Origin of the sequence: Flavobacterium sp. WC2421 (assembly GCF_040822115.1) — a bacterium.
Taxonomy (GTDB): domain Bacteria; phylum Bacteroidota; class Bacteroidia; order Flavobacteriales; family Flavobacteriaceae; genus Flavobacterium.
The window spans coordinates 2,204,587-2,229,707 of sequence record NZ_CP162004.1 but is presented as its reverse complement, the minus strand read 5'-3'; the positions used below and the strand labels follow the sequence as shown (position 1 = coordinate 2,229,707).

Annotated in this window: 25 protein-coding genes; 19 read left to right on the top strand and 6 right to left on the bottom strand. The window is 34.3% G+C overall.

Annotated elements, in window-relative coordinates:
* The first annotated feature begins 53 nt into the window (after positions 1 to 53).
* From AB3G33_RS09630 to AB3G33_RS09600, 7 genes are all read left to right on the top strand, one after another.
* Positions 54 to 1,808 carry an ABC transporter ATP-binding protein gene (locus tag AB3G33_RS09630; protein ID WP_367768690.1) on the top strand — a complete coding sequence of 585 codons (1,755 nt, stop codon included), beginning with the start codon at positions 54 to 56 and terminating at the stop codon, positions 1,806 to 1,808.
* 219 nt (positions 1,809 to 2,027) lie between these two features.
* Positions 2,028 to 3,416 carry a dihydrolipoyl dehydrogenase gene (gene lpdA / locus AB3G33_RS09625; RefSeq protein WP_367768687.1) on the top strand — a complete coding sequence of 463 codons (1,389 nt, stop codon included), beginning with the start codon at positions 2,028 to 2,030 and terminating at the stop codon, positions 3,414 to 3,416.
* A gap of 326 nt (positions 3,417 to 3,742) precedes the next feature.
* Positions 3,743 to 5,653, top strand: a complete 1,911-nt coding sequence (locus tag AB3G33_RS09620; RefSeq protein ID WP_367768685.1) for an SPFH domain-containing protein — start codon at positions 3,743 to 3,745, stop codon at positions 5,651 to 5,653.
* Positions 5,654 to 6,009: 356 nt separating this feature from the next.
* Positions 6,010 to 7,179 carry a dipeptidase gene (locus tag AB3G33_RS09615; protein WP_367768682.1) on the top strand — a complete coding sequence of 390 codons (1,170 nt, stop codon included), beginning with the start codon at positions 6,010 to 6,012 and terminating at the stop codon, positions 7,177 to 7,179.
* Between the two features lie 11 nt (positions 7,180 to 7,190).
* A complete protein-coding gene (locus AB3G33_RS09610; protein WP_367768679.1) occupies positions 7,191 to 7,397 on the top strand; it encodes a GDCCVxC domain-containing (seleno)protein in 207 nt (68 codons plus the stop codon).
* Between the two features lie 122 nt (positions 7,398 to 7,519).
* Entirely contained in the window at positions 7,520 to 8,137 is a 618-nt protein-coding gene (locus AB3G33_RS09605) for a trans-aconitate 2-methyltransferase (RefSeq protein ID WP_367768676.1), read from the top strand.
* Between the two features lie 275 nt (positions 8,138 to 8,412).
* Positions 8,413 to 8,673, top strand: a complete 261-nt coding sequence (locus AB3G33_RS09600; protein ID WP_367768674.1) for a hypothetical protein — start codon at positions 8,413 to 8,415, stop codon at positions 8,671 to 8,673.
* A gap of 163 nt (positions 8,674 to 8,836) precedes the next feature.
* On the opposite strand, the gene AB3G33_RS09595 is transcribed toward AB3G33_RS09600, so the two are convergent.
* A complete protein-coding gene (locus tag AB3G33_RS09595) occupies positions 8,837 to 9,877 on the bottom strand; it encodes an RluA family pseudouridine synthase (protein WP_367768671.1) in 1,041 nt (346 codons plus the stop codon).
* A complete protein-coding gene (locus AB3G33_RS09590; protein WP_367768668.1) occupies positions 9,867 to 10,484 on the bottom strand; it encodes a PASTA domain-containing protein in 618 nt (205 codons plus the stop codon). Before AB3G33_RS09590 ends, AB3G33_RS09595 begins: the two co-directional genes overlap by 11 nt.
* Before the next feature lie 228 nt (positions 10,485 to 10,712).
* Between AB3G33_RS09590 and AB3G33_RS09585 the strand changes: the two genes are divergently transcribed.
* Together AB3G33_RS09585 and coaD are read left to right on the top strand one after the other, a co-directional pair.
* On the top strand, positions 10,713 to 11,681 hold the full coding sequence (locus AB3G33_RS09585) for a D-alanine--D-alanine ligase (protein WP_367768665.1): 969 nt from the start codon (positions 10,713 to 10,715) through the stop codon (positions 11,679 to 11,681).
* A gap of 50 nt (positions 11,682 to 11,731) precedes the next feature.
* On the top strand, positions 11,732 to 12,193 hold the full coding sequence (coaD, locus tag AB3G33_RS09580; RefSeq protein ID WP_367768663.1) for a pantetheine-phosphate adenylyltransferase: 462 nt from the start codon (positions 11,732 to 11,734) through the stop codon (positions 12,191 to 12,193).
* 177 nt (positions 12,194 to 12,370) lie between these two features.
* On the opposite strand, the gene AB3G33_RS09575 is transcribed toward coaD, so the two are convergent.
* Complete coding sequence (locus AB3G33_RS09575; RefSeq protein WP_367768660.1) at positions 12,371 to 12,901, bottom strand: hypothetical protein; 531 nt, start codon at positions 12,899 to 12,901, stop codon at positions 12,371 to 12,373.
* A 187-nt stretch (positions 12,902 to 13,088) separates the two neighbouring features.
* Between AB3G33_RS09575 and AB3G33_RS09570 the strand changes: the two genes are divergently transcribed.
* The 4 genes from AB3G33_RS09570 to eutC all read left to right on the top strand — a co-directional run bounded on the left by AB3G33_RS09570 (position 13,089) and on the right by eutC (position 17,369).
* Positions 13,089 to 13,667 (top strand): PhnA domain-containing protein, encoded by a 579-nt coding sequence (locus tag AB3G33_RS09570; protein ID WP_367768658.1) that lies wholly within the window; start codon positions 13,089 to 13,091, stop codon positions 13,665 to 13,667.
* Positions 13,668 to 13,887: 220 nt separating this feature from the next.
* A complete protein-coding gene (gene eat / locus AB3G33_RS09565; RefSeq protein WP_367768656.1) occupies positions 13,888 to 15,192 on the top strand; it encodes an ethanolamine permease in 1,305 nt (434 codons plus the stop codon).
* 44 nt (positions 15,193 to 15,236) lie between these two features.
* Positions 15,237 to 16,613 (top strand): ethanolamine ammonia-lyase subunit EutB, encoded by a 1,377-nt coding sequence (locus tag AB3G33_RS09560; RefSeq protein ID WP_367768654.1) that lies wholly within the window; start codon positions 15,237 to 15,239, stop codon positions 16,611 to 16,613.
* A 15-nt stretch (positions 16,614 to 16,628) separates the two neighbouring features.
* Positions 16,629 to 17,369, top strand: a complete 741-nt coding sequence (gene eutC / locus AB3G33_RS09555) for an ethanolamine ammonia-lyase subunit EutC (RefSeq protein ID WP_367768651.1) — start codon at positions 16,629 to 16,631, stop codon at positions 17,367 to 17,369.
* 84 nt (positions 17,370 to 17,453) lie between these two features.
* Here the strand turns inward: eutC and AB3G33_RS09550 are convergent, their stop codons facing one another.
* Both AB3G33_RS09550 and AB3G33_RS09545 read right to left on the bottom strand, forming a co-directional pair.
* Entirely contained in the window at positions 17,454 to 18,800 is a 1,347-nt protein-coding gene (locus AB3G33_RS09550; protein ID WP_367768648.1) for a DEAD/DEAH box helicase, read from the bottom strand.
* 187 nt (positions 18,801 to 18,987) lie between these two features.
* Complete coding sequence (locus AB3G33_RS09545; protein ID WP_367768645.1) at positions 18,988 to 19,602, bottom strand: NUDIX hydrolase; 615 nt, start codon at positions 19,600 to 19,602, stop codon at positions 18,988 to 18,990.
* 7 nt (positions 19,603 to 19,609) lie between these two features.
* On the opposite strand from AB3G33_RS09545, the gene pyrE reads away from it, so the two are divergent.
* The 3 genes from pyrE (at position 19,610) to AB3G33_RS09530 (ending at position 21,270) form a co-directional block, all read left to right on the top strand.
* Complete coding sequence (gene pyrE, locus AB3G33_RS09540) at positions 19,610 to 20,260, top strand: orotate phosphoribosyltransferase (RefSeq protein WP_367768643.1); 651 nt, start codon at positions 19,610 to 19,612, stop codon at positions 20,258 to 20,260.
* 12 nt (positions 20,261 to 20,272) lie between these two features.
* A complete protein-coding gene (locus tag AB3G33_RS09535) occupies positions 20,273 to 20,665 on the top strand; it encodes an SRPBCC family protein (protein ID WP_367768641.1) in 393 nt (130 codons plus the stop codon).
* Positions 20,666 to 20,748: 83 nt separating this feature from the next.
* Entirely contained in the window at positions 20,749 to 21,270 is a 522-nt protein-coding gene (locus tag AB3G33_RS09530; protein ID WP_367768638.1) for a GNAT family N-acetyltransferase, read from the top strand.
* Here the strand turns inward: AB3G33_RS09530 and AB3G33_RS09525 are convergent.
* On the bottom strand, positions 21,264 to 21,992 hold the full coding sequence (locus tag AB3G33_RS09525; protein WP_367768634.1) for a biotin--[acetyl-CoA-carboxylase] ligase: 729 nt from the start codon (positions 21,990 to 21,992) through the stop codon (positions 21,264 to 21,266). The two genes, AB3G33_RS09530 and AB3G33_RS09525, sit on opposite strands and share 7 nt — an antisense overlap.
* A gap of 95 nt (positions 21,993 to 22,087) precedes the next feature.
* On the opposite strand from AB3G33_RS09525, the gene rsfS reads away from it, so the two are divergent.
* The 3 genes from rsfS to AB3G33_RS09510 all read left to right on the top strand — a co-directional run bounded on the left by rsfS (position 22,088) and on the right by AB3G33_RS09510 (position 25,120).
* Entirely contained in the window at positions 22,088 to 22,459 is a 372-nt protein-coding gene (gene rsfS, locus AB3G33_RS09520; protein WP_187016767.1) for a ribosome silencing factor, read from the top strand.
* A gap of 15 nt (positions 22,460 to 22,474) precedes the next feature.
* On the top strand, positions 22,475 to 24,400 hold the full coding sequence (gene ftsH / locus AB3G33_RS09515; RefSeq protein WP_367752140.1) for an ATP-dependent zinc metalloprotease FtsH: 1,926 nt from the start codon (positions 22,475 to 22,477) through the stop codon (positions 24,398 to 24,400).
* A gap of 117 nt (positions 24,401 to 24,517) precedes the next feature.
* Positions 24,518 to 25,120, top strand: coding sequence for a lactate utilization protein B/C (locus tag AB3G33_RS09510; RefSeq protein WP_367752138.1), 603 nt, complete (start codon positions 24,518 to 24,520; stop codon positions 25,118 to 25,120).
* Position 25,121 lies beyond the last annotated feature (1 nt).

The following is a 25,121-nucleotide window of genomic DNA, read 5'->3' as shown; positions in this document are numbered from 1 at the left end:
AGCGAAAAGCAGGAATTAGCTCCAAATAACTGAACTAAATTCAGGTAAAAAAAATGAAAGCAAAAGCATTCGACACTCGATTATTTAAAAGAATATTACAATATACTAAACCGTATCAATGGCGCTTTAATGGCGTTATTGCCTTTGCGGTTTCTTTATCTATTTTTGCGGCTTTGCGTCCTTATTTATTGAAGCAAACAGTGGATGATTACATTCAAACTGAAGATGCTAAGGGGCTTTTGTTTTACATCACTTTGATGGGAATCGTTCTTTTATGTGAGGTTTTTTCACAGTTTTATTTTGTTTTTTGGGCCAACTGGCTAGGGCAAGACATTGTGAAAGACATTCGTACTAAACTCTTTAAACACATCTTGAGTTTTAGAATGAAATATTTTGATTTGGTGCCCGTAGGACAACTAGTTACACGTTCCGTTTCGGATATCGAATCTATTGCACGTATTTTTAGTCAGGGACTGTTTATGATTATCAGTGACTTGATGAAAATGTTTGTGGTCCTTATTTTCATGTTCTATATGAACTGGAAATTAACATGGATTGTAATTGTTGCCATGCCGATTTTGGTTTTTATAACCCGAATCTTTCAACGTAAAATGCAGGTCGCTTTCGAAGAAGTGCGCGCTCAAATTGCCAATATGAACTCATTTGTTCAGGAACGGGTAACAGGAATGAAAATTGTTCAATTGTTTAATCGAGAAGAAATTGAAGCAGAAAAATTCAAAGAAATCAATGATAAACATAAAAAAGCTTGGATAAAAACCATTTTATACAACTCCATCTTCTTCCCTATTGCTGATATCATTTCATCTCTAACACTAGGATTTATAGTACTTTACGGTGGTATTAAAATATTGAATGGGGATCATTTCACGACATTTGGAGATTTGTTTTCCTACACCATGTTTATAGGAATGTTATTTAATCCCTTGCGTCAGATTGCAGATAAATTCAACGAGATGCAACTAGGAATGATTGCTGCGAATCGTGTTTTTGAAATTATTGACACTCAAGATCAAATTCAGGATACGGGAGAAATTGAAGCTCCCGTGTTTTTAGGAAACATTGAATTCAAAGCGGTGCACTTTAGTTATATCGCCGATGAAGAGGTGATAAAGGGAATCGATTTAGAAGTAAAAGCAGGTGAAACCATTGCAATTGTGGGTTCAACAGGTGCTGGAAAATCGACAATTATTAATTTATTGAATCGTTTTTACGAAATCAATAGCGGAACCATTTTTATTGACGATACTAATATTGAGAATTATACATTAGGGTCATTGCGTAAACAAATTGCAGTCGTTTTACAAGATGTTTTTCTTTTTGCTGATACTATTTATAATAATATTACCTTAAATAACCCTGACATCACTAGAGAAGATGTTTTGGCTGCAGCCCAAGAAATTGGCGTTCATGAATTCATTATGAGTTTACCTGATAATTATGATTTTGATGTGAAAGAACGTGGGGTAATGCTATCTTCTGGTCAACGCCAATTGATTGCTTTTTTGAGAGCTTATGTAAGTAATCCAAGTATACTTATTCTAGACGAAGCTACATCATCTATTGATACGTATTCCGAAGAATTGATTCAACGTGCTACAGAAACAATTACCTTAGGTAGAACTTCGATTGTAATTGCGCACAGACTGGCTACTATTGTCAATGCCGATAAAATTGTGGTGATGGACAAAGGCTTAATTGTAGAACGAGGAACCCATCAAGAATTAATCAATCGTGAAAGTGGGTATTATAAGAATTTATATGATTCTCAATTTTCTGTAGCTAACTAGTAAAAACTAAATTGTAATTTGACAATCTTAATACTTACCTACAAATTTTATTTACTAACTACTTAAATAATTTAAGAGGATCTTTTGATGCCAATTAAGTATTCACTTATTATTTTCATGATTCCTAACAAATCTTTAAATAATTGAATCTTTAAATTTTTCCAAAACAGAATAAATCCTTAAATTCGCCAAATCAATTAATTTAGAAAACTTATAAAAATGAAATACGATATCATAGTTTTAGGAAGTGGTCCGGGTGGATATGTTACTGCCATTAGAGCATCTCAATTAGGGTTTAAAGTTGCCGTAATTGAAAAAGAAAGCTTAGGTGGTGTATGTTTGAATTGGGGATGTATCCCAACGAAAGCATTACTAAAATCAGCTCAGGTTTTTGATTATCTAAAACATGCTTCCGATTATGGATTGACTGTTTCTTCATTCGATAAGGATTTTCCTGCTGTTATTCAACGTAGCCGTGGGGTTGCACAAGGAATGAGCAAAGGGGTTACTTTCTTGATGAAAAAAAATAAAATTGACGTGATCAATGGTTTTGGAAAAGTAAAACCTGGTAAAAAAATTGATGTAACTGATAAAGACAATAAAGTAACTGAATATAGTGCTGATCATATTATTGTTGCAACGGGCGCACGTTCACGTGAGTTACCAAACTTACCTCAAGATGGAGAAAAAGTAATTGGTTACCGCCAAGCAATGAGTTTACCAAGCCAACCTAAAAAAATGATTATCGTTGGTTCAGGTGCAATTGGAGTAGAATTTGCTCATTTCTATAACTCAATGGGAACGGAAGTGACTATTGTAGAATTTATGCCAAACGTAGTTCCTGTAGAAGACGAAGATATTTCTAAACAAATGGAAAAATCTTTGAAAAAATCTGGAATTACAGTAATGACTAACTCATCAGTAGAACGCATTGACACTACTGGAGCTGGAGTGAAAGCATTTGTAAAAACGGCTAAAGGAGAAGTAGTTCTTGAAGCTGATATTTTACTTTCGGCTGTTGGAATCAAAACAAATATTGAAAACATTGGTCTAGAAGAAGTAGGAATTGCTACTGATAGAGACAAAATAATAGTGGATGCTTACAACCAAACAAATATCCCCGGATATTACGCTATAGGGGATGTAACTCCAGGACAAGCTTTGGCACACGTTGCCTCTGCAGAAGGAATCAACTGTGTTGAAAAAATTGCTGGATTACATGTAGAGCCAATCGATTACGGAAACGTTCCTGGTTGTACGTATGCTACACCAGAAATTGCTTCAGTAGGATTAACTGAAAAACAAGCCCTAGAAAAAGGATATGAATTGAAAATTGGTAAATTCCCATTTTCAGCTTCTGGAAAGGCACAAGCTTCAGGAAATTCGGATGGTTTTGTAAAAGTAATTTTTGATGCCAAATACGGCGAATGGTTAGGTTGTCACATGATTGGAGCTGGTGTTACGGATATGATTGCTGAGGCAGTTGTAGCACGTAAACTAGAAACTACAGGACACGAAATCCTAAAATCGATCCATCCTCACCCAACAATGAGTGAAGCTGTGATGGAAGCGGTAGCCGACGCTTACGGTGAAGTTATTCACTTGTAAATTGTAAGTTGAGACTATATTAAAATACGATTATAATAAATACACAATCCGATTTGCGAAAGCAAGTCGGATTTTTTTTGTTTTATACTCAGATAAAAATAGTAAGAACTAGCCCTTTTTCATAAAATTCGTTTTAAAATTGTTAAAATCCAAAATACCAAACATAGTTGACAAACCGAAAAATCGTGTCGTAGAATGACAATTTCCGACCTTAGAAAAGCGATTTTTTTACTGCAAAAGTGCAAAATTTAGCAAATGTTAATTTTTTACGATTTTTATTTTAACAGGAAAAATTAACAGTAATTTAGTAGTCTAAATAATCAAATATGACAACTTTAATGGCCTCTTTTTGGTGGATACTCCCGGTAGTTTTTTCCATCATTTTTTACAAATTCGTTTTGCGTGTTTTCTTTGGGATGGTTATTGTTCCCGAGAATAAAATTGGTTTAGTGACCAAAAAATTTGTACTCTTCGGCGCTGATAAGTCGTTACCCGATGGTAGAATTATAGCTACTAAAGGCGAAGCCGGGTATCAAGCACGAACACTGGCTCCAGGATTATATTGGATGATGTGGATATGGCAATACTCTGTTGATATGACTGGATTTACAATCATTCCAGAAGGTCAAATTGGTTTGATTCTAAGTAGAGATGGACAAGAAATCCCAACAGGTCGAATTCTTGCCCGCAAGGTAACATCAGATAATTTTCAGGATGCAACTGCATTCTTAAACAATGGTGGTCAAAAAGGGCGTCAAACGGCCTTTATCACCACTGGATCCTATCGTATTAATACCTTTCTATTCGAAATTGTGATTGTAGAACAAATCAAGATTTATGAAAACATGATTGGTATTGTAACAGCGCTTGACGGAGAGCCTATACCCCAAGGACAAATTGCGGGTAAAAACATTGACGGACACAATAACTTTCAAGATTTTGACGCCTTTCTTGATAATGGCGGAAATCGCGGTTTACAACCTCAAGTGATGCTTGCAGGATCCTATTATATCAATACATGGGGAATTCAAATTGAACAAAACCCAATGACTGATGTACCTATTGGTTATGTAGGAGTAGTGATCTCCTATATTGGAGAAGACGGAAAAGATGTAACAGGTGATACTTTTAAACACGGAAATATTGTTTCAAAAGGACAGCGTGGCGTTTGGATGGAACCCCTAGGACCAGGGAAATATGCTTTAAACAAATACACAACAAAGCTAGAACCTGTTCCTACAACAAACTTAGTTTTGAACTGGGCCAATGCTAGAAGCGAATCCCATGATTTAGACAAAAACCTATCAACAATCACGGTACGATCTAAAGATGGTTTCCCGTTCAATCTAGATGTTGCACAAATTATTCACGTTCCAGCCAATGAAGCACCTAAGGTAATTGCACGTTTTGGTAGTATGACTAACTTGGTTTCACAAGTATTAGAACCTACCATTGGTAACTATTTTAGAAACTCGGCTCAAGACAGTGACGTAATTTCATTTTTAAGCACTCGAAAAGAGCGTCAAGAATCGGCTAAGACGCATATCAAAACCGTTTTGGACGAGTACAATGTAAATGCGGTAGATACATTGATTGGTGACATCGTACCACCTGATTCATTGATGAAAACATTAACTGACAGGAAAATTGCCGAAGAAGAGCAAAAAACCTATCAAACACAAAGAATGGCGCAAGAACAACGTCAAGGTGTAGAGAAAGAAACCGCTATTGCTGATATGCAAAAAGAAATTGTAAAAGCATCACAAAGTGTCGAGATTGCGCAACGTACTGCTGATGCAACGGTAAAAAAAGCCGAAGGAGATGCTACGAGTTTGAAACTTAACGTAAATGCAGAAGCCGAAGCTACAAAAATGCGTGCCAATGCAGAAGCCGAAGCAACAAAAGCGAGAGCGGGTGCACAAGCTGAAGCAACCAAATTAAATGCAAGTGCCGAAGCCGAGAAGATCTCGAAAACAGGTCTTGCCGAAGCCGAAAAAATTATGGCTATTGGTAAATCGACTGCTGAGGCCTACCAACTTCAAGTCTCTGCTATGGGTGGTGATAACTTTACTAAGTATAAAATCACCGAAGAGATTGGAAAAGGAAATATAAAAGTAATTCCTGATGTTTTAATCACAGGAACTAATGGTTCCGAAGGAGGAATTAGTGGATTATTAGGACTGAAACTCATGGAAATGATGGACAGTTCCACTGATAACAACAAGAAAAATAAATAACTCTAACACCAGAATCCGATTTGCGTAAGCAAGTCGGATTTTTTTTTATGGCGTACCCCTACTTCCACTCCGTTACAGTAGCGTCAGGCTATTCGCTACAATCTCCCAAAAAGGGAGGATTTCCGCTGCTATCCTTTATGCAGCCTAGTTTATAAAAGAGCGGTAAATTAAAACTAGGACAACCCCGATACAAGCCATAAATATTATTTTTACGCACTAAAAACCAACAAATTACGCTCGATTATTCCAAATAAAACAGTACTTTAGTTCACTAACAACCTCTATTTTAGAAATCGTTTTTATTTCGGTATTCTCAATTTCAATTAAGTGACCCAACATCAAACCAAAGCTGTACTATGAAAATAAAATTAGTATTACTTAGTATTCTAATAACGAGTCAAACCTTCGCTCAATCCTACAAAAAAATACATCATGAAGCCATTGTGGTCGATACTCATAATGACATCCTCATGAAAGCTGCCGATATAGGAATTGTTTTTGACCAAGATCTAAAAGGAAAAACACACAGCGACCTAGAACGATTGAAAAAAGGAGGGCTAGATGTTCAATTTTTTTCTGTGTTTTGTGAGGGCGATTTAAAAAATCCCTTTGCTTATGCCAATAGAGAAATGGACAGTCTAGATGCTGTAATAGCCCGTAATCCAAACAAAATTGTAAAAGTGAGTAATTATGCAAAACTCCTAAAAACCGTACATCAAAATAAAATTGCGGCACTATTTGGTGTCGAGGGGGGACATATGATAGAAAACGACCTCAATAAATTAGACAGTCTTTACAATCGTGGGGCACGCTACCTTACCTTAACACATAACGTAGCTCCCACATGGGCTACAAGCGCTATGGAGGAAGTTACCAATCCTAACTTGACTCACAAAGGACTCACTGATTTTGGAATACAAGTAGTGCAACACATGAACCAAATAGGAATGATTGTAGATGTAAGCCACTCCGGCGACCAAACTTTTTGGGATGTAATGAAAACCACAACTAAACCTATTATTGCTTCTCATAGTTCCGTATATAGTCTCGTCCCACACCGTCGCAATTTAAAAGACGACCAAATAAAAGCCATCGCAAAAAATGGTGGTGTCATCCAAATAAATTTTAATCCCGGATTTATTGATCCCACTTTTGATGCTAAAGAACTTGCTTTCCTTCAAAAACATGCCGTTGAAAACGACTCCCTCATGAAAACAGGAATGATAGATTTTTATGCACAAGATTACCTTTATAACAAATATCATGAGGAAGCTCAGGCAATGCGACCACCACTATCAAATGTAATTCAACATATCGAGTACATCATTAATTTAGTGGGTGCTGATTATGTAGGATTGGGCTCCGACTTTGATGGAATTAATTTAACACCACAACAGCTGGACGATGTAACAACATATCCATTAATTACAAAAGCACTGGTTGAAAAAGGATATAGTAAAAAAGATATAATTAAAATTCTTGGTGGTAATATATTAAGGGTATTAAAAGCAAACGAATCCAAATAATGAATAAAAAAATGAAAATCATATTACAATCAACAATCACCTGCCCTAACTGTGGACATAAAAAAGAAGAGACGATGCCTTCAGATGCTTGTCAGTTTTTTTACGAATGCGAAAAATGTAAAGCGGTACTAAAACCAAAAGAAGGGGACTGTTGTGTTTATTGCAGTTATGGGAGTGTTCCTTGCCCACCAATTCAACAAGACAAAAAATGTTGTTAAAAAGTAATTATATCAAAGTATCAAAAAGAAAACTAGAAATAGATAATTTTGGTTAGTTTTTTAAAAGATATTACTAATTATTGGCACAAATTTTAATTACCCAATAAAATAAAGCAAATACTATGGAATCAAATAATAAAAATCATTGGGAAACAGTATATGAAACTAAAAATCCAGATGAAGTTAGTTGGACTCAAGAAATTCCAAAAACAGCATTGGATTATATTCATTCATTTCATTTACCAAAAAACTCGAAAATTATAGATATTGGGGGTGGGGATAGTAACCTGGTAGATTATTTAATCAAAGAAGGATATGAAAACATTACAGTTTTAGACATCTCAGCTAATGCAATTGAAAAAGCAAAAGAAAGATTAGGAAAAAAAGCCGAGAAAGTCAATTGGATTGTAAGCGATATAACCGAATTCAAACCCGATGAAGTCTATGATGTTTGGCATGACAGAGCTACATTTCATTTCTTAACTACTAATGAGCAAATAGAAAAATATTTAACCATAGCTAAAAAAGCCCTTACAGGGTATTTGGTCATTGGAACATTCTCTGAAAATGGTCCTAAAAAATGTAGTGGTTTGGAAATAAAACAATATAATGAAGAAACTTTAACCACAAAAATGGGAAATAGTTTTGAAAAATTGAAATGCATTTATGAAAACCATACTACACCATTTGACACACAACAGCATTTTGTATTTTGTAGTTTCAAACGAAAACTAAATTAAATATAAGACAAATTCATAAGGAATCGAAATGACACAATAACTTCCTTAAATTATAAATATTTACAGCTAATCTTTTGAGATAACTAATGAGAATTTATTCTTTTCTATTTTTAAAATTGTCAAAATATTCTTTCAAATATCACTAAAAGTGGGTATTGTAATTGTATTCTAAATATTGTCAATTTACAGTTAAATTATGAGAGTCCAAAAGTTTTGATTTAGCTTCCTATTTTGTAGCCAAACTTTATGAATTCAACTTTAAAAACCAAACTACAATGAGAAGCGAATGGATTGCCAATTATGAAAATGAAGAAATAAAAATCACTAATAACTGGTTTACAGGTGAAAAACTTTTCATTAATAATGAACTACAGGATGAACAATTAAATTTTATTACTCCTAGTGCTATGACAGGAATTATAACAACCAAAAAAGGAGAGAAATTAGCTGTAAAAACAAATATTTCTGGGTTTTTCTCTACTAGTTGCCGCTTATTTGTAGACAACAAAAAGGTAGCTTTGAAAAAAGTGAAATAGCTTTAGACTAAAAATATAGCATTATAATCCAAAAACCATTTTTAACCAAAAATCCCTTTTGACTTTTTCAAAAGGGATTTTTATTATTTATCTAGATTTTCAAATCCTCAAAGCTAAGCAACTTTAAACCTCCGAAACTTTGAAACTCTGTAACTTTGAAACTCTACTCCTCTTCCTCTGTTAAATGTGATTTAGAATACCCTCTCCATTTTTCAATACAATCTTGAAAATCTTGTGGTAATTCAGTATCAAAACGCATCAATTCTTTAGTGGTAGGATGCACAAAACCAAGTGTTTTAGCATGCAATGCTTGCCTTGGCAATGCTTTAAAGCAATTGTCTATAAACTGCTTATATTTTGTAAACGTAGTTCCTTTTAAAATCAAATGACCACCATAACGTTCGTCATTAAATAAAGGATGTCCTATATGTTTTAAATGGGCACGAATCTGGTGTGTACGCCCCGTTTCTAATTGGCATGAAATCAAAGTCACATAACCAAAACGTTCCAAAACTTTATAATGAGTAATCGCTGGTTTCCCAATCTCTGGATCAGCAAAAACAGCCATTTGCATGCGGTCTTTCAAGTGACGTGCTAAGTTTCCTTCAATCGTTCCGCTTTCCTCCGCTACATTCCCCCAAACTAACGCTATATACTCTCTTTCAGAAGTTTTAGCCTCAAATTGTTTGGCTAAATGGGTCATTGCCGCTTCCGTTTTGGCAATTACAAGTAAGCCTGAAGTATCTTTATCAATACGATGTACTAATCCTGGTCGCTCACTGCTATTCATTGGCAAATTATCAAAATGATAGGCCAAGGCATGCACTAATGTTCCTGTATAGTTTCCATGTCCAGGGTGAACCACCATTCCTGGTTCTTTATTGATTAACAACAAAGCATCATCCTCATAAACAATGTTTAGCGGAATATTCTCCGCGATAATATGGTTTTCGTAGGGTGGATGCGTCAACATCACACGAACTACATCAAAAGCTTTTACTTTATAATTTGACTTCACAGTCGCATCATTCACAAAAATATTCCCTTCAGTAGCTGCTATTTGTAATTTATTTCGGGTTGCATTTTGAATCAATCCCATTAAATATTTATCAATTCGTATAGGTGTTATTCCTTTTGGAACTTCAAATTTAAAATGTTCGTATAATTCTTCTTCTAAGTCAATCGACTCTACATTATTGTTCATTAGGCATTTCTTGTGTTGGATTAGGAATGCTATCCGTTCTTATATCTTCTTCATAACTCGCTTTTCCATCTCCTAAAACTAGATCAATTTTAGACGATTTCAATACTTTATCTCCCGCTTTGATATTTCTACCTTTATAACGCATTTCTAATACCATGTCTTTTCCAAGATTTGGTATATAAGTAATTGTCCCTTCTTCAAGACCTAACGCTTTTAGCGTAGGTACTGCTTCACGGTATGTTTTTTCAATTAAATCAGGCACTTTCACTGATGAAAATCCCGATGAATTAATTTTAATATACACCTTTCTACCCTCTTTCACTTTGGCTCCAGGCAAGGGATCTTGTTGTACCACACTGTATTTAGGATAATCATTTCTATAATCCACACTATCAAGTAAAACGTAATCTAAGTCTAAATCATCTAGTTTTTCCTCCACTTGCTCTTCTGTTAGTTTACTTAAATTAGGAACAGCAATCTCATTTCCATGATTAGTAGTAAAAGTCAACCAATGCATAAAAAGATATCCCAAAACGGCAATTATCAAAACCGCGATAAATACTTGTAGAAAAAACACACGGCTGGTAAGGTATTTACGTAAACTCATAAATTATTTTTTATATGGGCAAAGATATAGCTATTTCGTTTCAAAAAAAATGATAATTTTGTTTAAGCAAAAAATACCCTTGTATATTTGGAGCTATTTCCCGCTATACGCTTGTATCTTTTCTTTTTTAAAGAAAAAAAGAAAAGGATACCGCTGCTATCAGGGCTAGAAAATAAAACGATTCGAACTACAAAACACAATTTGTGTTCCAACATTAAACAATATAAAATGAAAAATATTGCCATTATCATGGGCGGCTATTCCAGCGAATACAAAATTTCACTAATAAGCGGAAACGTAGTATACCAATTTTTGGACAAAACAAAATACAATGGATTTCGAATTCACATTTTTAAAGAAAAATGGGTCTATGTTGATGATAATGACACCGAATTCCCAATTGATAAAAATGATTTTTCTATAACTCTTAACGGTAACAAAATCACATTTGACTGTGTCTTCAACGCCATTCATGGTACTCCAGGTGAAGACGGACTCATGCAAGCTTACTTCGAGTTAATTGATCTGCCACATACTTCATGTGATTATTACCAAGCCGCTTTAACCTTCAATAAAAGAGATCTTTTATCGGTATTAAAACCATACGGAATAAAAAGTGCTATATCATATTACTTAAACAAAGGAGAACATATTGACACTGCAGCAATTGTAAGTAAAGTAGGTTTACCTTGTTTTGTAAAACCAAACAAAGCAGGTTCTAGCTTTGGCATTTCTAAAGTAAAAACGGAAGCCGAATTGCCAATTGCCATCGAAGTCGCTTACAAAGAAGACAACGAAATCATCATCGAAAGTTTCCTAGACGGAACCGAAGTTTCTGTAGGGGTAATTAATTACCAAGGAAAAACAACCGTTTTACCCATCACAGAAATCGTATCCGAAAATGACTTCTTCGACTATGAAGCCAAATATTTAGGAAAATCACAAGAAATCACTCCTGCTAGAATCTGTGATGAAATGACTCAAAAAGTAGGAAACATTGCTAAACGTGCTTATGAAATACTACGTATGAAAGGATTTTCTCGCTCTGAGTTCATTATCGTAAACAATGAGCCTTATATGCTAGAAATGAATACCATTCCTGGTTTAACTACTGAAAGTTTGATTCCTCAACAAGCCAAAGCTGCAGGAATTTCACTAACTGAGTTATTTACTAATGCAATCGAGTTATCTTTATAAAGTTATTACAGATTTAAACTTGAAACCTCAAACTTGAAACTCTAACATAAATGAGAAAAGCTATATTTCCAGGATCTTTTGATCCCATTACACTAGGACATGAAGATATTATTAAAAGGGCAATTCCTTTATTTGATGAAATTGTCATAGCAATTGGTGTTAATGCCGAAAAAAAATACATGTTTACCCTAGAAGAAAGGAAACGCTTTATTGAAGAAACGTTTAAGGATGAACCAAAAGTTAGCGTTATTAATTATGAAGGACTTACAATTGACTTATGTAAAAAAGTAAATGCGGACTTCATTTTACGTGGATTGCGAAATCCAGCCGATTTTGAGTTTGAAAAAGCAATTGCACACACTAACAGACATTTATCCAAAATAGAAACGGTTTTCTTGCTGACTGCTGCAAGAACTTCTTACATTAGTTCTAGTATTGTAAGAGATGTCATCCGCAATGGAGGAGAGTACGAAATGCTAGTGCCGGAGGCAGTTAGAGTAAGTTCTAAATGATTTTATATTTTAATTAATCTAAAAAAATATTATTTAATTTAAGATTCTTTTAATTATTTAAAAGGTTCACTTTACATGATACTTAAAAAAGTATCTGCAATAAAAGTTTAGTATTATACCATAGTAAAACTTTTATTGCACATACTTGATCAAATTTAAAAACTCCAAATCATTTCATTAATACGTAATTTTTCCAATTGCATTATGGGTTGACGTACCTAAGCCTGTAGACTCATTAATGATATAAACACCATTGGCAATAGAGAAAGACCCTGTTGCTCCAAGGAATCTACCATTCCCTCCTGTTACAATAAATCCTCCAACATACGTTGCAGCTGTTGCTGAACTAAAAGTCAAAACAATTTTTGTTTCCGTATATAATTCATCTCCATTTGCGGCATAAAGGATATCACTCGATCCATAATTAAAAGTGCCATCACCATTATCTTGGAAAAGAGTGGTGGACGTAGCTCCATGTACCTCTCCTAAATGTGTCATTGTACCTACGAAATTAGATCCAGTTCCAGTAGAATTGTCTATACCCACTAGTGAAATGGACACATCCTTTTCAACTGGTTTCGCGTTAACACTTTTTGCACTTGCACTTAAAGATGCGGCAATTTGTTCTGATCCATCAATAGAAGTCGAATCACAGGATACGAATAAAATAAAAATAAAACCTGCAAATAGTAATGATTTAGTTTTCATAGCTTTATAATTTAATTGTTACTTACTTAAATTTAAATAATTTAATTCAGTAAGCAATTTAATCCCTACTTAAAACACTAATTAATAGCTATTTAAAACTATTTATAAGATTTTATCTAAAAAATATGTTTGTTGTAAAAAACATTATTTAACCCTATTTTTGCATAAAATAAAATAAAAGCCAACAATGAGTATCGAAAGAGAATTAAGCAAACGCAGTGGATCACAATGCGAATTATGTGCCGCAACAGAAAACCTAAAGGTATACGAGGTTTTACCCACTAAAAAAGGGGGAATAGACGAAGCTATAATGGCGTGTAGTACCTGTATCGACCAAATTGAAAACCCAGGTCATGAAGACCTTAATCACTGGAGATGCCTGAATGATAGCATGTGGAGCGAGCATACCGCTGTACAAGTCGTTTCTTGGAGAATGTTAAGCCGTTTACGCGCAGCAGGTTGGCCCCAAGAATTAATCGACCAAATGTATTTTGACGAGGACACCCTTGCTTGGGCTCAAGCAACGGGGGAAGGTGAAGATGATGAAAATAAAATAATACACCGCGACAGCAACGGCGTAATCCTAGAACATGGAGACTCGGTTGTTTTGATAAAAGACCTTAAAGTGAAAGGTTCTAGTATGGTCGCTAAGCAAGGAACTGCGGTTCGAAACATTCGTTTAGACCACGAAAACGCTGAATATATTGAAGGAAAAGTAGATGGTCAAACTATCGTGATTATTACACAATATGTAAAGAAAACATAATTTACCAAAATGGGTTTATATTAAAAACGTCTTGACTATTCAAGACGTTTTTTTTGTTTTATACTCAAATCAATTATTATATCTCTATTCAAAAGTTAAAAAATAAAATATTTATCAATTAGAAGAAAATACCACAACAATAATCCCTTAAAATAAATTTATTTGAAATAATATTTATAGTTTTAACTTTTTAACTACAAATAATTCAAATTCTAAATTTATGAGTGCACATCTAAAAAAAACACTTTCTCCTCTTTTGCTTTGGGGACTTGGAGTAGGTTATGTGATTTCAGGAATGTATTTTGGGTGGAATTTAGGATTAGAAAAAGGAGGCACGCTTGGCATGGCCATTGCCACTTTTATCATCATTATCATGTATGTTTGTTTTAGTTTTTCGTATTGTGAATTATCCTGTGCGATTCCTAAAGCAGGTGGCGGTTTTGATTATGCGAACAGAGCCTTTGGTAAAGACATTGGTTTTATTACAGGACTTGCACAAATTATAGAATTTGTATTTGCTCCGCCAGCCATCGCAATCGCAATAGGCGCGTACTTGAATCTCTCCTTTCCTCAAATCCCTATTTTACCAGCGGCAATTGGAGCTTATTTATTATTTACAGCCCTCAATATTTTTGGGGTAAAAATAGCCGCAACATTCGAATTGTTTATTACCATCTTAGCTGTTGCCGAGTTGCTATTGTTTTTTGGGGTAACTATTCCGCATTTTTCTTCAGAAAAACTAACGCTTAATGCAAGTACAAATGGTTGGGAAGGAATTTTTGCGGCCATCCCATTTGCAATTTGGTTTTTCCTTGGTATCGAAGGCGTCGCGAATGTTGCCGAAGAAACCATAAATCCACAAAAAGACATTACAAAAGGTTTTGGAAGCGCCATACTTACACTCGTTATATTGTGTATCATGGTTTTCGTAGCAACCATTGGTGTAGGTGGTTGGGAAAAAGTGGTGTATAAAGCAGACGGTAGTTTATCCGATTCTCCTTTGCCAATGGCAATGGGAATGGCAGTTTCTACTGATAGCATGATGTATCATTTATTGATAGGCGTGGGTCTTTTTGGTTTAATTGCCTCTTTCCACGGACTCATTCTTGCGGGAGGAAGAGCAACAATGGAATTTGGAAAAATAGATTTTGCACCAAAATTCCTAGGCAAAGTACATACTAAATTTTTAACTCCCGCCAATGCACTTATTGTAAATACAGGTTTAGGAATTGCCACCTTATTTACCAATAAAACAGGCGAAATAATAACTATAGCGGTTTTTGGAGCGCTTACATTATATATTCTTTCCATGATGTCGCTACTGCAATTAAGAAAATCAGAACCCAATTTAGAACGCCCATTTGTTGTACCTTTATATCCAGTTCTCACTATTACAGCACTATTAATTGGATTGTTTTCGTTGATAGCCATGAGTTATTACAATCCCATTTTGGCGTTATGGTATTTTGGAGCGATCGTTTTGGGCTTTGCATTGTTCAAAATTTTCTATAAAGGAGAAAAATAATTTGCACTGATTCCAACATCAATAAGTACAAGCACGAATAAAAAATGTATAAACATACTGTCAACAATACTGTTTTTGTTTTCGATTCTTTAGCTGAATTAATGGCCAAAGCAACTCCGCTGCGCTCTGGTGATCAACTGGCTGGAATCGCAGCACAATCCTACCAAGAACGAGTGGCAGCCCAAATGGCATTGGCTGAGTTACCCATAAGTGAGTTCTTGAACAAGCCATTAATTCCGTACGAAATTGATGAAGTGACCCGCTTGATTATTGACACGCACGATCAAGAAGCTTTTAAAAACATATCACATCTTACAGTAGGTGATTTTCGCAATTATTTACTCGATAATAAAATACAAAAACAAGAATTAACTGCTTTACAAAAAGCCATAACTCCTGAAATAGCTGCTGCCGTTTCAAAGATTATGAGCCTCCAAGATTTGATATTGGTGAGTTCAAAATGTGAGGTAATTACAAAATTCAGAAGTACAGTAGGACTCAAAGGACATCTATCTACTCGCCTTCAACCCAATCACCCAACAGATGATGTCAAAGGAATCTTAGCCTCAGTTATTGATGGCTTATTTTATGGAAATGGCGATGCACTTATAGGAATTAATCCTGCATTTGATAATATCACCACACAAATTAATTTGTTAAAAATGCTCGACGATATGCGAATGCAATATCAAATTCCGACGCAAATGTGTATTTTAAGTCATATTACCAATACCATAATGGCAATAGAACAAGGTGCTCCCGTAGATTTAGTTTTTCAATCTATAGGTGGAACCGAAAAAACAAATGCCAGTTTCGGAATCAATTTAGGGTTATTAAAAGAAGGATATGAAGCCGCACAATCATTATCCCGTGGAACTATTGGTAAAAATGTAATGTATTTTGAAACAGGACAAGGCAGTTCCCTTTCTTCGAATTCCAATTATGGTATTGACCAACAAACACTCGAAGCGCGCTCTTATGCTGTGGCGCGTGCCTTTGATCCTTTTTTAGTAAATTCAGTGGTAGGTTTTATTGGACCCGAATATTTATATGATGGTAAACAAATTATTAGAGCAGGTCTAGAAGATCATTTTTGTGCTAAAATAATGGGATTACCTATGGGTTGCGATATTTGCTATACCAATCATGCCGAAGCAGATCAAGACGATATGGATGTTCTACTAACACTATTGGGAACCGCAGGTTGCAATTTTATTATGGGAATCCCAGGCTCAGATGATATCATGCTCAATTATCAAAGTACGTCGTTTCATGATGCTTTGTATATACGAAAATTACTGGGCTTAAAACCTGCACCCGAATTTGAAGAATGGCTCATCAAAATGGGAATTATGAACAGCAAAAAAGAACTCTTAAAAGCTCAAAATCAAAATAAATTATTAGAATTAATCAAAAGGTAATCCTAATTTAAAAATATGGAATTAGACAACTGGCACCAATTAAGAGAATTCACCAATGCAAGAATTGCACTTGGTAGAGCTGGAAATGCGCTACCTACCAATGAAGTGTTACAGTTAAGAATGGCACATGCCCTTGCAAAAGATGCGATAAGTACTGAACTAGATGTGCTAAATATAAAAGCTGACGCAAAAAACATAGGATTAACAACGATTTTTGCACAAAGTCAAATAGCAAATACCAGCGAATACCTTAGAAATCCAAATAAAGGACGATTACTCCATGATCAAAGCAGTACGCAACTAGACGATTATCCCAAAAAGAAAGCTGATTTATGCATCATTATCGCAGATGGCCTTTCGGCAGAAGCCGTTAATCTTCATGCGATGAAGCTAATTGAATTGTTAATTCCGAAATTAAAAATAAAAAACCTTGCCCCCATAGTTATTGTAAAATATGGCCGAGTGGCTATTTCGGATGAAATAGGTGAATTATTAGATGCTAAAATTGCTTTGATATTAATTGGCGAAAGACCTGGTTTAAGTTCGCCTACAAGTATGGGTGCTTATATCACTTGGAATCCCAAAAAAGGAAATACTGATGAAAAAAGAAATTGTGTATCCAACATTCAGCCTGATGGACTATCTTATGAGTTTGCGGCTCAAAAATTAGCCTATTTATTAGAACAAATGATTAGCAGACAAATTTCAGGAGTCGCCTTGAAAGATGATTTTACTGATTATTACCTAGAGGAATAATTACAAAAAAAGAAAACTACAACTTTAAACGCCTTTAAACGCTTCAAGTTGTAGTTTTAAAATATAGTTGGATTTAAAAAAAATCTATTCCTCTTCTTTCTTAATTACTTTTCTAGCGACTTCAATTTTGAACTTTTTACCTTTCATTTTTTCATCCTTAATGTTGTGCAATAAATCTTTTACTTTATTAAATTTCACTGCTGCAAAAGAAATGAAATCTTTTACTTCAATTAGTCCTAAATCTCCTTTTTCCAGTTTTCCTTTTTGAGAAAAGAAACCAACAATATCAATTTTGTTTAGTTTGTTCTTCTTTCCTCCACTGATATAAATAGTTTGAAATTGTGGCGGTTTAGGCAAAGTAGTAGCATTATCAATTGGAAAAACGTTCATTCCATAATCGATATAATCCATTTTTTTCTCACTTTCATGCGCCACAACATACGCAGTTCCTGAAGCTGTCATACGAGCTGTACGACCGTTTCTATGCGTAAATTCATCTTCCTTAGATGGCAGGTGATAATGAATAACATGATTCATTTCAGGAATATCTAATCCACGTGCTGCTAGATCCGTTGTGATTAAATAACTAACACTTCCATTACGAAATTGAATTAAGGCACGCTCCCGTTCGTCCTGATCCATTCCTCCGTGATAATACGTAGCGTAAATTCCTTTTTCGTTTAAAGTATCACTAATGCGCTCTGCTGCATCACGATGATTACAAAAAACAATAGCCGACTCTGATTTCAAAGAACAAATCAGGTTGAATAAACTTCCTATTTTGTCTTTCTCTTTAGAAACTACCAATTTCATTGAAAGATTGGTCTCTACTTCATGTTCCGGAATAAAATCAAGAATTGTAGGATTAACTACTCTAGTGTATTTAGGAATTTCAATATCCGAAGTCGCCGAAACCAAAACTCTTTTATTTAGTTTGGTCAATTTCCCAATGATAAATGACATTTGCTCATGGAATCCCAACTGCAATGATTTATCAAATTCATCTAGAATCAACGTTTGGATTTTATCTACTCGAAAAGTTCCTCTATCAATATGATCCGCAATACGTCCTGGCGTTCCTATTAAAACTGCTGGTGGATTACTTAAATTCTTGATTTCAGTATCGATTGAATGTCCGCCGTAACAAACATTCACTTTATAATCAGTTCCCATTTTTTTCCAAACTTGTTCAATTTGCAATCCTAATTCACGTGACGGAACCAGAATTAAACATTGAACCGATAGAATCTCAGGTTGTAACATTTCTAAAATAGGCAATAAAAAAGCTAATGTTTTTCCAGAACCTGTTGGTGATAATAGTAAGACATTATTATCGTTTAAAATAGCGTCTTGAGCTACTTCCTGCATTTCATTTAGGCTCTCGATGCCTAAATTCAATAGTATATTGTTAGAATGGTGTTTCTTGTTCATTTTTATAATTTGCGCAAAGGTAGTTAAAATTGATTGAACAAGAATAACGAACTGACTTAGCTCTTTTTTTGCATAAAGGATAGAAGCTGGCTACCGAAGTAGCGCGAATAGCCTGACAGCATTAAAAAAAGAGGCCAATCACCGTAATGCTGATTGGCCTCTTTCTTTTAATGGTGATATGCCCAAATCACAATGAATTAGGGTGAATACTTTTTTCTTGTTCAAACAATAATTTAATGTTCTCATAAGAATTTTTTAATGCGTCAGGTATCTCATCTGGGCTAAACCAAGCCACTTTTTCGATTCCTTCCTCCAATTGGCCCTGCGGAATACCTTCAAAATCGGACTGCATTTCGAACCAATGAGTGATTTTTAGCTTATAAACACCATTGCGTTTAAAGACGTGATAGGTCTTTTGAAGTTTGTGTGTAACCCTCAATAAATTCACACCAGTCTCTTCTTCGACTTCACGCATGGCAGTTTGTTCCATATCCTCTCCTTTTTCAGTTCCGCCTTTGGGTAAATCCCATTTTCCGTTCCTAAAAATGAAGAGCACCTCCCCTTTTTTATTGTAAACTAATCCTCCACCTGCTTTATTTACAGGGATTTTTGTTTTCAAAGTCTTCATAATCTCCTTTTCATCAGGATGATATAGATAGGCTTTTTGAATTTTATTTTGAAAAATTTTGACTATAAGTTGTTTTATATCAATGCTTTCAAGAAGAAATAATTGAAAATCTGTCTCTTTTGAGATTTTATTTGTCAAAAAAAGTGGTTTGTCGTTAACAAAAACTTTATACATTTGTATTATGATTTTTAATAAAGATACTGCCGAAAAAACAGCCGAATTGCTTTTACAAATAAATGCAATTAAATTGAATCCAGGAAATCCTTTTACATGGGCTTCTGGATGGAAATCACCTATTTATTGTGATAACAGGCTAATACTCTCATTTCCAACTATAAGAAATTATGTTAGAGATGAATTTTCTAAACATATTGAAAAACAATTTGGCAAGCCAGATGTTATTGCCGGTGTGGCCACTGGAGCGATAGGAATTGGTATGCTGGTTGCTGAAAGCATGGGACTCCCGTTCGTATATGTGCGTCCAGAAGCCAAGAAACATGGTCGCCAGAACCAAGTGGAAGGTTTTTTACAAAAAGGGCAAAATGTAGTTGTGGTCGAGGATTTGATCAGTACAGGTAACAGCAGTTTGAATGCTGTTGAAGCTTTGCGTGCTGCTGGTGCGAATATTAAAGGGATGGCTGCCATTTTTACCTATGGTTTTGATGTTGCTGAACAAAACTTTAAAGACGCCAAACTGGATTTATACACCTTGAGTAATTACCAAAACTTACTTAATTTAGCTGTTGCAAAAAGTTATATCACTGAAAAAGAAGAAAAAACATTGAGAGAATGGAGCACTATTCCATCTACTTGGGATGTGGAAAAAAAATAAAAAATAAAAAAAATGAACTTAGAAAGTCCAAAAGTTACTGTAGGGAAATCGGCACAAGAATTATTTGATTTATTGACTGATGTGAAAAGTTTCGAAAAGTTAATGCCTGAAAACATTGCTAAATTTGAAGTTATTGGAGAAGATGCTTTTATTTTTGGATTAAAAGGGATGCCTGAAATCAAACTTAAAATGAAAGAAAAAGTAGCACCAAACAAAGTAGTTTTAGGTGCTGCAAGTGACAAACTTCCTTTTACACTTACAGCTAATATTGATACTGTTTCTGACAGTTCAAGTGCTGTAAAATTGGATTTCGAAGGTGATTTTAACCCGATGATGGCTATGATGATAAAAGGACCTATTGGTAAATTTATTGAAACTCTTGCTTCGAATATGGGCAAGTTATAAATTCAGATTTTATATAAAAAAGACACCCTTTTAGTGAAAACAAAAAGGGTGTCTTTTTACATCAATTACACACTATCATAAAAATGGAACCATTTACCATAACAAACACCACAGAACATGATATTCCATTTATCTGCTGGATGTTTGACGAAGCCATACTGTACCAACAAAAAAATAAATTTCCTGTTTGGAATGGTTATGATGTTGATGTGATCAAAAATGATATCAAAGAAAAAATTCAATATAAAATTATAATTCACAACGAAATTGCCTGCATCTTTTCGACATGTAGTAATGACCCAATTATTTGGGAAGAAAAAGATAAGGATTCAGCCATCTACTTGCATCGTATTGTGGTGAACCCGAAACACAAGGGAAAACAACAATTTGCAAAAATATTTGAATGGGCAAAAAAATATTGTTTACAAAAAAATATAGATTATTTACGTATGGATACTTGGGCGGACAATCCTATTATCATCAAGTATTACTGCAGTTTTGGCTTTAATTTTTTAAATAATTTCACCACGCCAAACACCAATAATCTACCCGTTCAACATAGAAATATAAAATTAGCCTTGCTAGAATTCCCTATAGCTCAATAAAGCATTTGTATCTCCTTAAGGCTATACTCGGCAATACTATCATCCTCTAAAAGAACTTGAAGATTACCAGAGGTAGAAACCCCTTGGATAATACCCATAAAATTTTTACCTAAACCGTCTTTGAAAGGCATTGGAACACCTTTTTTGAAAAGTAAATTGACATATTCCTCCCACATAGAATCAGAATCATTTTTTAGCTTGTCGGTATTTTGCTTTATTTTGTCAATTATAGAATAAAGAACTTTTTCTTTATCAAATGAAGCCTCGCAAATTTTAGCAATTGAAGACGCTTTAGGCAAGTTATCAAAATTTGTTTGATTAATATTGAGCCCTAAACCTACAATTGAACTCAAATTCCCGTCACTTTTAATGCTATTTTCAATTAAAAGACCGCCAATTTTGAAATTATATGACATAATGTCGTTTGGCCATTTAATGCTTAAATTAGGAATATTAAATGTTTCCAAACTTTGAATAATTGCTAATGCTATCGCTATATTAAGGTTATAAATCTGATTAACATCAGATAAAGAATCTTTAATAAAAACACTCATTATTAGATTCTTACCCGCTTCAGAGGACCAGACTGACCCCATTTGCCCTTTACCTTTAGTTTGATTTTCTGCCGTTACAACTGTAAAGTTTTCCAGTTTTTGTTTACTTGACAACCCTTTTAGAAACTCATTAGTTGAATCTATGGCATCGAGTTTGATTAGTTTCATTAGTTATTATTTGTGGGAGAGAATTTAATATTATGTTAAGGTTCAAAAATAATCACAAAAAATGGTAACTTTACAAACTTATATAAAAATTTTTCATGGCAAAAAAGACAATAAACAATGATGATTTATTAGCAAACATCATTAAAGGAATCGAAGAAGTAAAAGGAAATGATATAGATATTCTCGACTTAAGAGAAATTGATACCGCAGTTTGTGATTATTTTGTTGTTTGCAACGGAAATTCAAACACACAAGTTAACGCTATCGTTAACTCTATTCAAAAAACAGTTTCAAAAGAATTAAAAGATAAACCTTGGCATGTTGAAGGTTCAGACAATGCTGAATGGGTTCTTATGGATTATGTTAACATTGTAGTTCATGTTTTTCAAAAACAAATTAGAGAATATTACAATATTGAAAGTTTGTGGGGAGATGCAAAAATTACTACAATAGCAAACAAATACTAAAGAAAGACACTTAAAATGGCAAAAGATAATAATCCAAACCCTAATAAATTTAAAGTAAGTCCATGGTTAGTTTACACTGCCATACTTCTTATTTTCTTATTTATCAGTTTTATAACTGGTAGTTCTAATTTTCAAGAACCTGCACCATTAACTCCGCCTAATTTTGATGTTATATTAGAAAAAGGCCAAGTTCAAAAGGTAATAGTTTCAAATAAAACAGAAGCAGAAGTGTATTTAACTGCAGATGCTTTAAAATTGAAAGAACATGAAAAAGTAGCTAAAGACATGCTGGGTAATGTCAGCAAAGGTCCTCAATATACTTTTGAGATAGGTAACGATCAAATATTCCAATCCAAATTAGAAAAAGCCATTGCTGAAGGAAAATTAAAAGATTTTAAATTTGCTCAAAAAAGCAACTGGACCGATATCCTTATCAGCTTGCTTCCAATTATTATCATTATTGGAGTTTGGATTTTCATTATGAGAAAAATGTCTGGTGGAGCCGGTGGTGGAGGTGGACAAATTTTCAACATTGGAAAATCAAAAGCAAAACTTTTTGATGAAAAAACAGATGTAAAAACAACATTCAAAGATGTTGCAGGACTTGAAGGAGCCAAAGAAGAAATACAAGAAATTGTAGAATTCTTAAAGAACCCCGAAAAATACACCAATCTAGGTGGTAAAATTCCCAAAGGTGCTTTGCTTGTAGGGCCTCCTGGAACTGGTAAAACTTTATTAGCAAAAGCCGTAGCTGGTGAAGCACAAGTTCCCTTTTTCTCTTTATCAGGATCTGATTTTGTTGAAATGTTTGTTGGTGTTGGAGCTTCACGTGTACGTGATTTGTTTAAACAAGCCAAAGAAAAATCACCTGCTATCATTTTCATTGATGAAATAGATGCTGTAGGTAGAGCAAGAGGAAAAAGTAATATGTCAGGTGGAAATGACGAAAGAGAAAACACACTGAATCAATTGCTAACTGAAATGGACGGTTTTGGAACCAATTCAAATGTAATTGTTTTAGCGGCTACGAATAGAGCTGATGTTCTTGACAAAGCCTTAATGCGTGCTGGTCGTTTTGATAGACAAATATTTGTTGACTTACCTGATATTCGTGAACGTGCTGAAATTTTTAAAGTACACCTTGCTCCTTTGAAAAAAGTAGAGGGGCTAGATTTAGACTTTTTAGCAAAACAAACTCCAGGATTTTCTGGAGCAGATATTGCCAATGTATGTAACGAAGCTGCATTAATTGCTGCACGTTATAATAAAACGGCAGTTGACAAACAAGATTTCTTGGATGCAGTAGATAGAATTGTTGGTGGATTAGAAAAGAAAAATAAAATTGTTACACCTGAAGAAAAGAAAGCTATTGCTATTCACGAAGCAGGACATGCAACGGTAAGTTGGATGCTGGAACATGCAGCACCGCTTATAAAAGTAACTATTGTTCCTAGAGGACAAAGTTTAGGTGCTGCTTGGTATTTACCAGAAGAGCGCTTAATTGTTCGCCCAGACCAAATGTTAGACGAAATGTGTGCAACAATGGGAGGAAGAGCTGCTGAAAGAGTTACTTTTGATCGAATTTCAACTGGAGCATTAAGTGATTTAGAAAAAGTAACCAAACAAGCTCGCGCGATGGTTACCATTTATGGACTAAACGACAAAATAGGAAATGTTACCTATTATGATTCAACTGGCCAAAGTGAATATAATTTCTCTAAACCATACTCTGAAGAAACAGCTAAAATAATTGACACTGAAATTTCATTATTAATTGAAAGCCAATACCAAAGAGCAATAAAAATTCTAGAAGAGAACAAAGACAAACTAAATCAACTGGCAGATATACTTATTGAAAAAGAAGTAATCTTCAAAGATGATCTAGAAGCTATTTTCGGAAAAAGAACTTTTGACAAAAATCTTGAGGAAGTAGTTTCATAACATAAATTACCCAAAAATTTAATTATTTTTAAAATCTTAATTCAAAACCCGCTTTTGAATTAAGATTTTTTTATCTTTGGACGTTTTCAAATAACATATAAAGTACCTTAACAAAATATGAGTCTTTTTAGAAAAATTTTTGGTTCTAGTATTTCGGCTTCAGAAGAGGAAAAAGAGAAAGAAAATAACAGCTCTTTTTCTGACAGCAGTATGTCAATAGACGAACAGTTTATATTCAATTTTAAAAAAAATGGAGGTAAATTTTTATACTGTGAGAATTCTGAAGAAGTAAAAGAACAGTTTGAGAATATTTTAGAAGAGAATGACTGGTATGAAAGTGAAGTATTGTGTTACGACTCTTCCCTTTTCAACATTTTGCAAGAAAATAAACTTACTTATGAAAAGGCAGCTAATCCAAAATTCCTATTTTCTACTTGCGAAAATTTAATTGCCGAAGAAGGATCAATATTATTCTCTTCAAAGCAAATAAAACAGCATAAACCAAACGAACTACCAACAAACATTATAGTTTTTGCAACTACAAGTCAGATTCTTGGAGTGAAAAGCGATGGACTTAGCGCAATAAAGAAGAAGTACGAAAGAGATTATCCAACAAATATTACCGCAATTAAATATTTTGAAAAAGCCAAAGAAGAAGACTTTACTCAATATGGCAGTTCGGCAAAAAACCTTTATTTGTTGCTATTAGAAGATCTTTAAG

Excerpts from the sequence above, each read along its gene's own strand:
- AB3G33_RS09575 (WP_367768660.1), bottom strand. The coding sequence starts at position 12,901 with ATGAAAACTAAATCATTACTATTTGCAGGTTTTATTTTTATTTTATTC.
- coaD (WP_367768663.1), top strand. The coding sequence starts at position 11,732 with ATGAGAAAAGCTATATTTCCAGGATCTTTTGATCCCATTACACTAGGA.
- AB3G33_RS09620 (WP_367768685.1), top strand. The coding sequence starts at position 3,743 with ATGACAACTTTAATGGCCTCTTTTTGGTGGATACTCCCGGTAGTTTTT.
- AB3G33_RS09605 (WP_367768676.1), top strand. The coding sequence starts at position 7,520 with ATGGAATCAAATAATAAAAATCATTGGGAAACAGTATATGAAACTAAA.
- AB3G33_RS09550 (WP_367768648.1), bottom strand. The coding sequence starts at position 18,800 with ATGAACAAGAAACACCATTCTAACAATATACTATTGAATTTAGGCATC.
- AB3G33_RS09615 (WP_367768682.1), top strand. The coding sequence starts at position 6,010 with ATGAAAATAAAATTAGTATTACTTAGTATTCTAATAACGAGTCAAACC.
- AB3G33_RS09630 (WP_367768690.1), top strand. The coding sequence starts at position 54 with ATGAAAGCAAAAGCATTCGACACTCGATTATTTAAAAGAATATTACAA.
- AB3G33_RS09590 (WP_367768668.1), bottom strand. The coding sequence starts at position 10,484 with ATGAGTTTACGTAAATACCTTACCAGCCGTGTGTTTTTTCTACAAGTA.
- AB3G33_RS09595 (WP_367768671.1), bottom strand. The coding sequence starts at position 9,877 with ATGAACAATAATGTAGAGTCGATTGACTTAGAAGAAGAATTATACGAA.
- AB3G33_RS09600 (WP_367768674.1), top strand. The coding sequence starts at position 8,413 with ATGAGAAGCGAATGGATTGCCAATTATGAAAATGAAGAAATAAAAATC.
- AB3G33_RS09610 (WP_367768679.1), top strand. The coding sequence starts at position 7,191 with ATGAAAATCATATTACAATCAACAATCACCTGCCCTAACTGTGGACAT.
- AB3G33_RS09585 (WP_367768665.1), top strand. The coding sequence starts at position 10,713 with ATGAAAAATATTGCCATTATCATGGGCGGCTATTCCAGCGAATACAAA.
- AB3G33_RS09545 (WP_367768645.1), bottom strand. The coding sequence starts at position 19,602 with ATGTATAAAGTTTTTGTTAACGACAAACCACTTTTTTTGACAAATAAA.
- ftsH (WP_367752140.1), top strand. The coding sequence starts at position 22,475 with ATGGCAAAAGATAATAATCCAAACCCTAATAAATTTAAAGTAAGTCCA.
- rsfS (WP_187016767.1), top strand. The coding sequence starts at position 22,088 with ATGGCAAAAAAGACAATAAACAATGATGATTTATTAGCAAACATCATT.
- eat (WP_367768656.1), top strand. The coding sequence starts at position 13,888 with ATGAGTGCACATCTAAAAAAAACACTTTCTCCTCTTTTGCTTTGGGGA.
- AB3G33_RS09510 (WP_367752138.1), top strand. The coding sequence starts at position 24,518 with ATGAGTCTTTTTAGAAAAATTTTTGGTTCTAGTATTTCGGCTTCAGAA.
- pyrE (WP_367768643.1), top strand. The coding sequence starts at position 19,610 with ATGATTTTTAATAAAGATACTGCCGAAAAAACAGCCGAATTGCTTTTA.
- eutC (WP_367768651.1), top strand. The coding sequence starts at position 16,629 with ATGGAATTAGACAACTGGCACCAATTAAGAGAATTCACCAATGCAAGA.
- AB3G33_RS09525 (WP_367768634.1), bottom strand. The coding sequence starts at position 21,992 with ATGAAACTAATCAAACTCGATGCCATAGATTCAACTAATGAGTTTCTA.
- lpdA (WP_367768687.1), top strand. The coding sequence starts at position 2,028 with ATGAAATACGATATCATAGTTTTAGGAAGTGGTCCGGGTGGATATGTT.
- AB3G33_RS09570 (WP_367768658.1), top strand. The coding sequence starts at position 13,089 with ATGAGTATCGAAAGAGAATTAAGCAAACGCAGTGGATCACAATGCGAA.
- AB3G33_RS09530 (WP_367768638.1), top strand. The coding sequence starts at position 20,749 with ATGGAACCATTTACCATAACAAACACCACAGAACATGATATTCCATTT.
- AB3G33_RS09535 (WP_367768641.1), top strand. The coding sequence starts at position 20,273 with ATGAACTTAGAAAGTCCAAAAGTTACTGTAGGGAAATCGGCACAAGAA.
- AB3G33_RS09560 (WP_367768654.1), top strand. The coding sequence starts at position 15,237 with ATGTATAAACATACTGTCAACAATACTGTTTTTGTTTTCGATTCTTTA.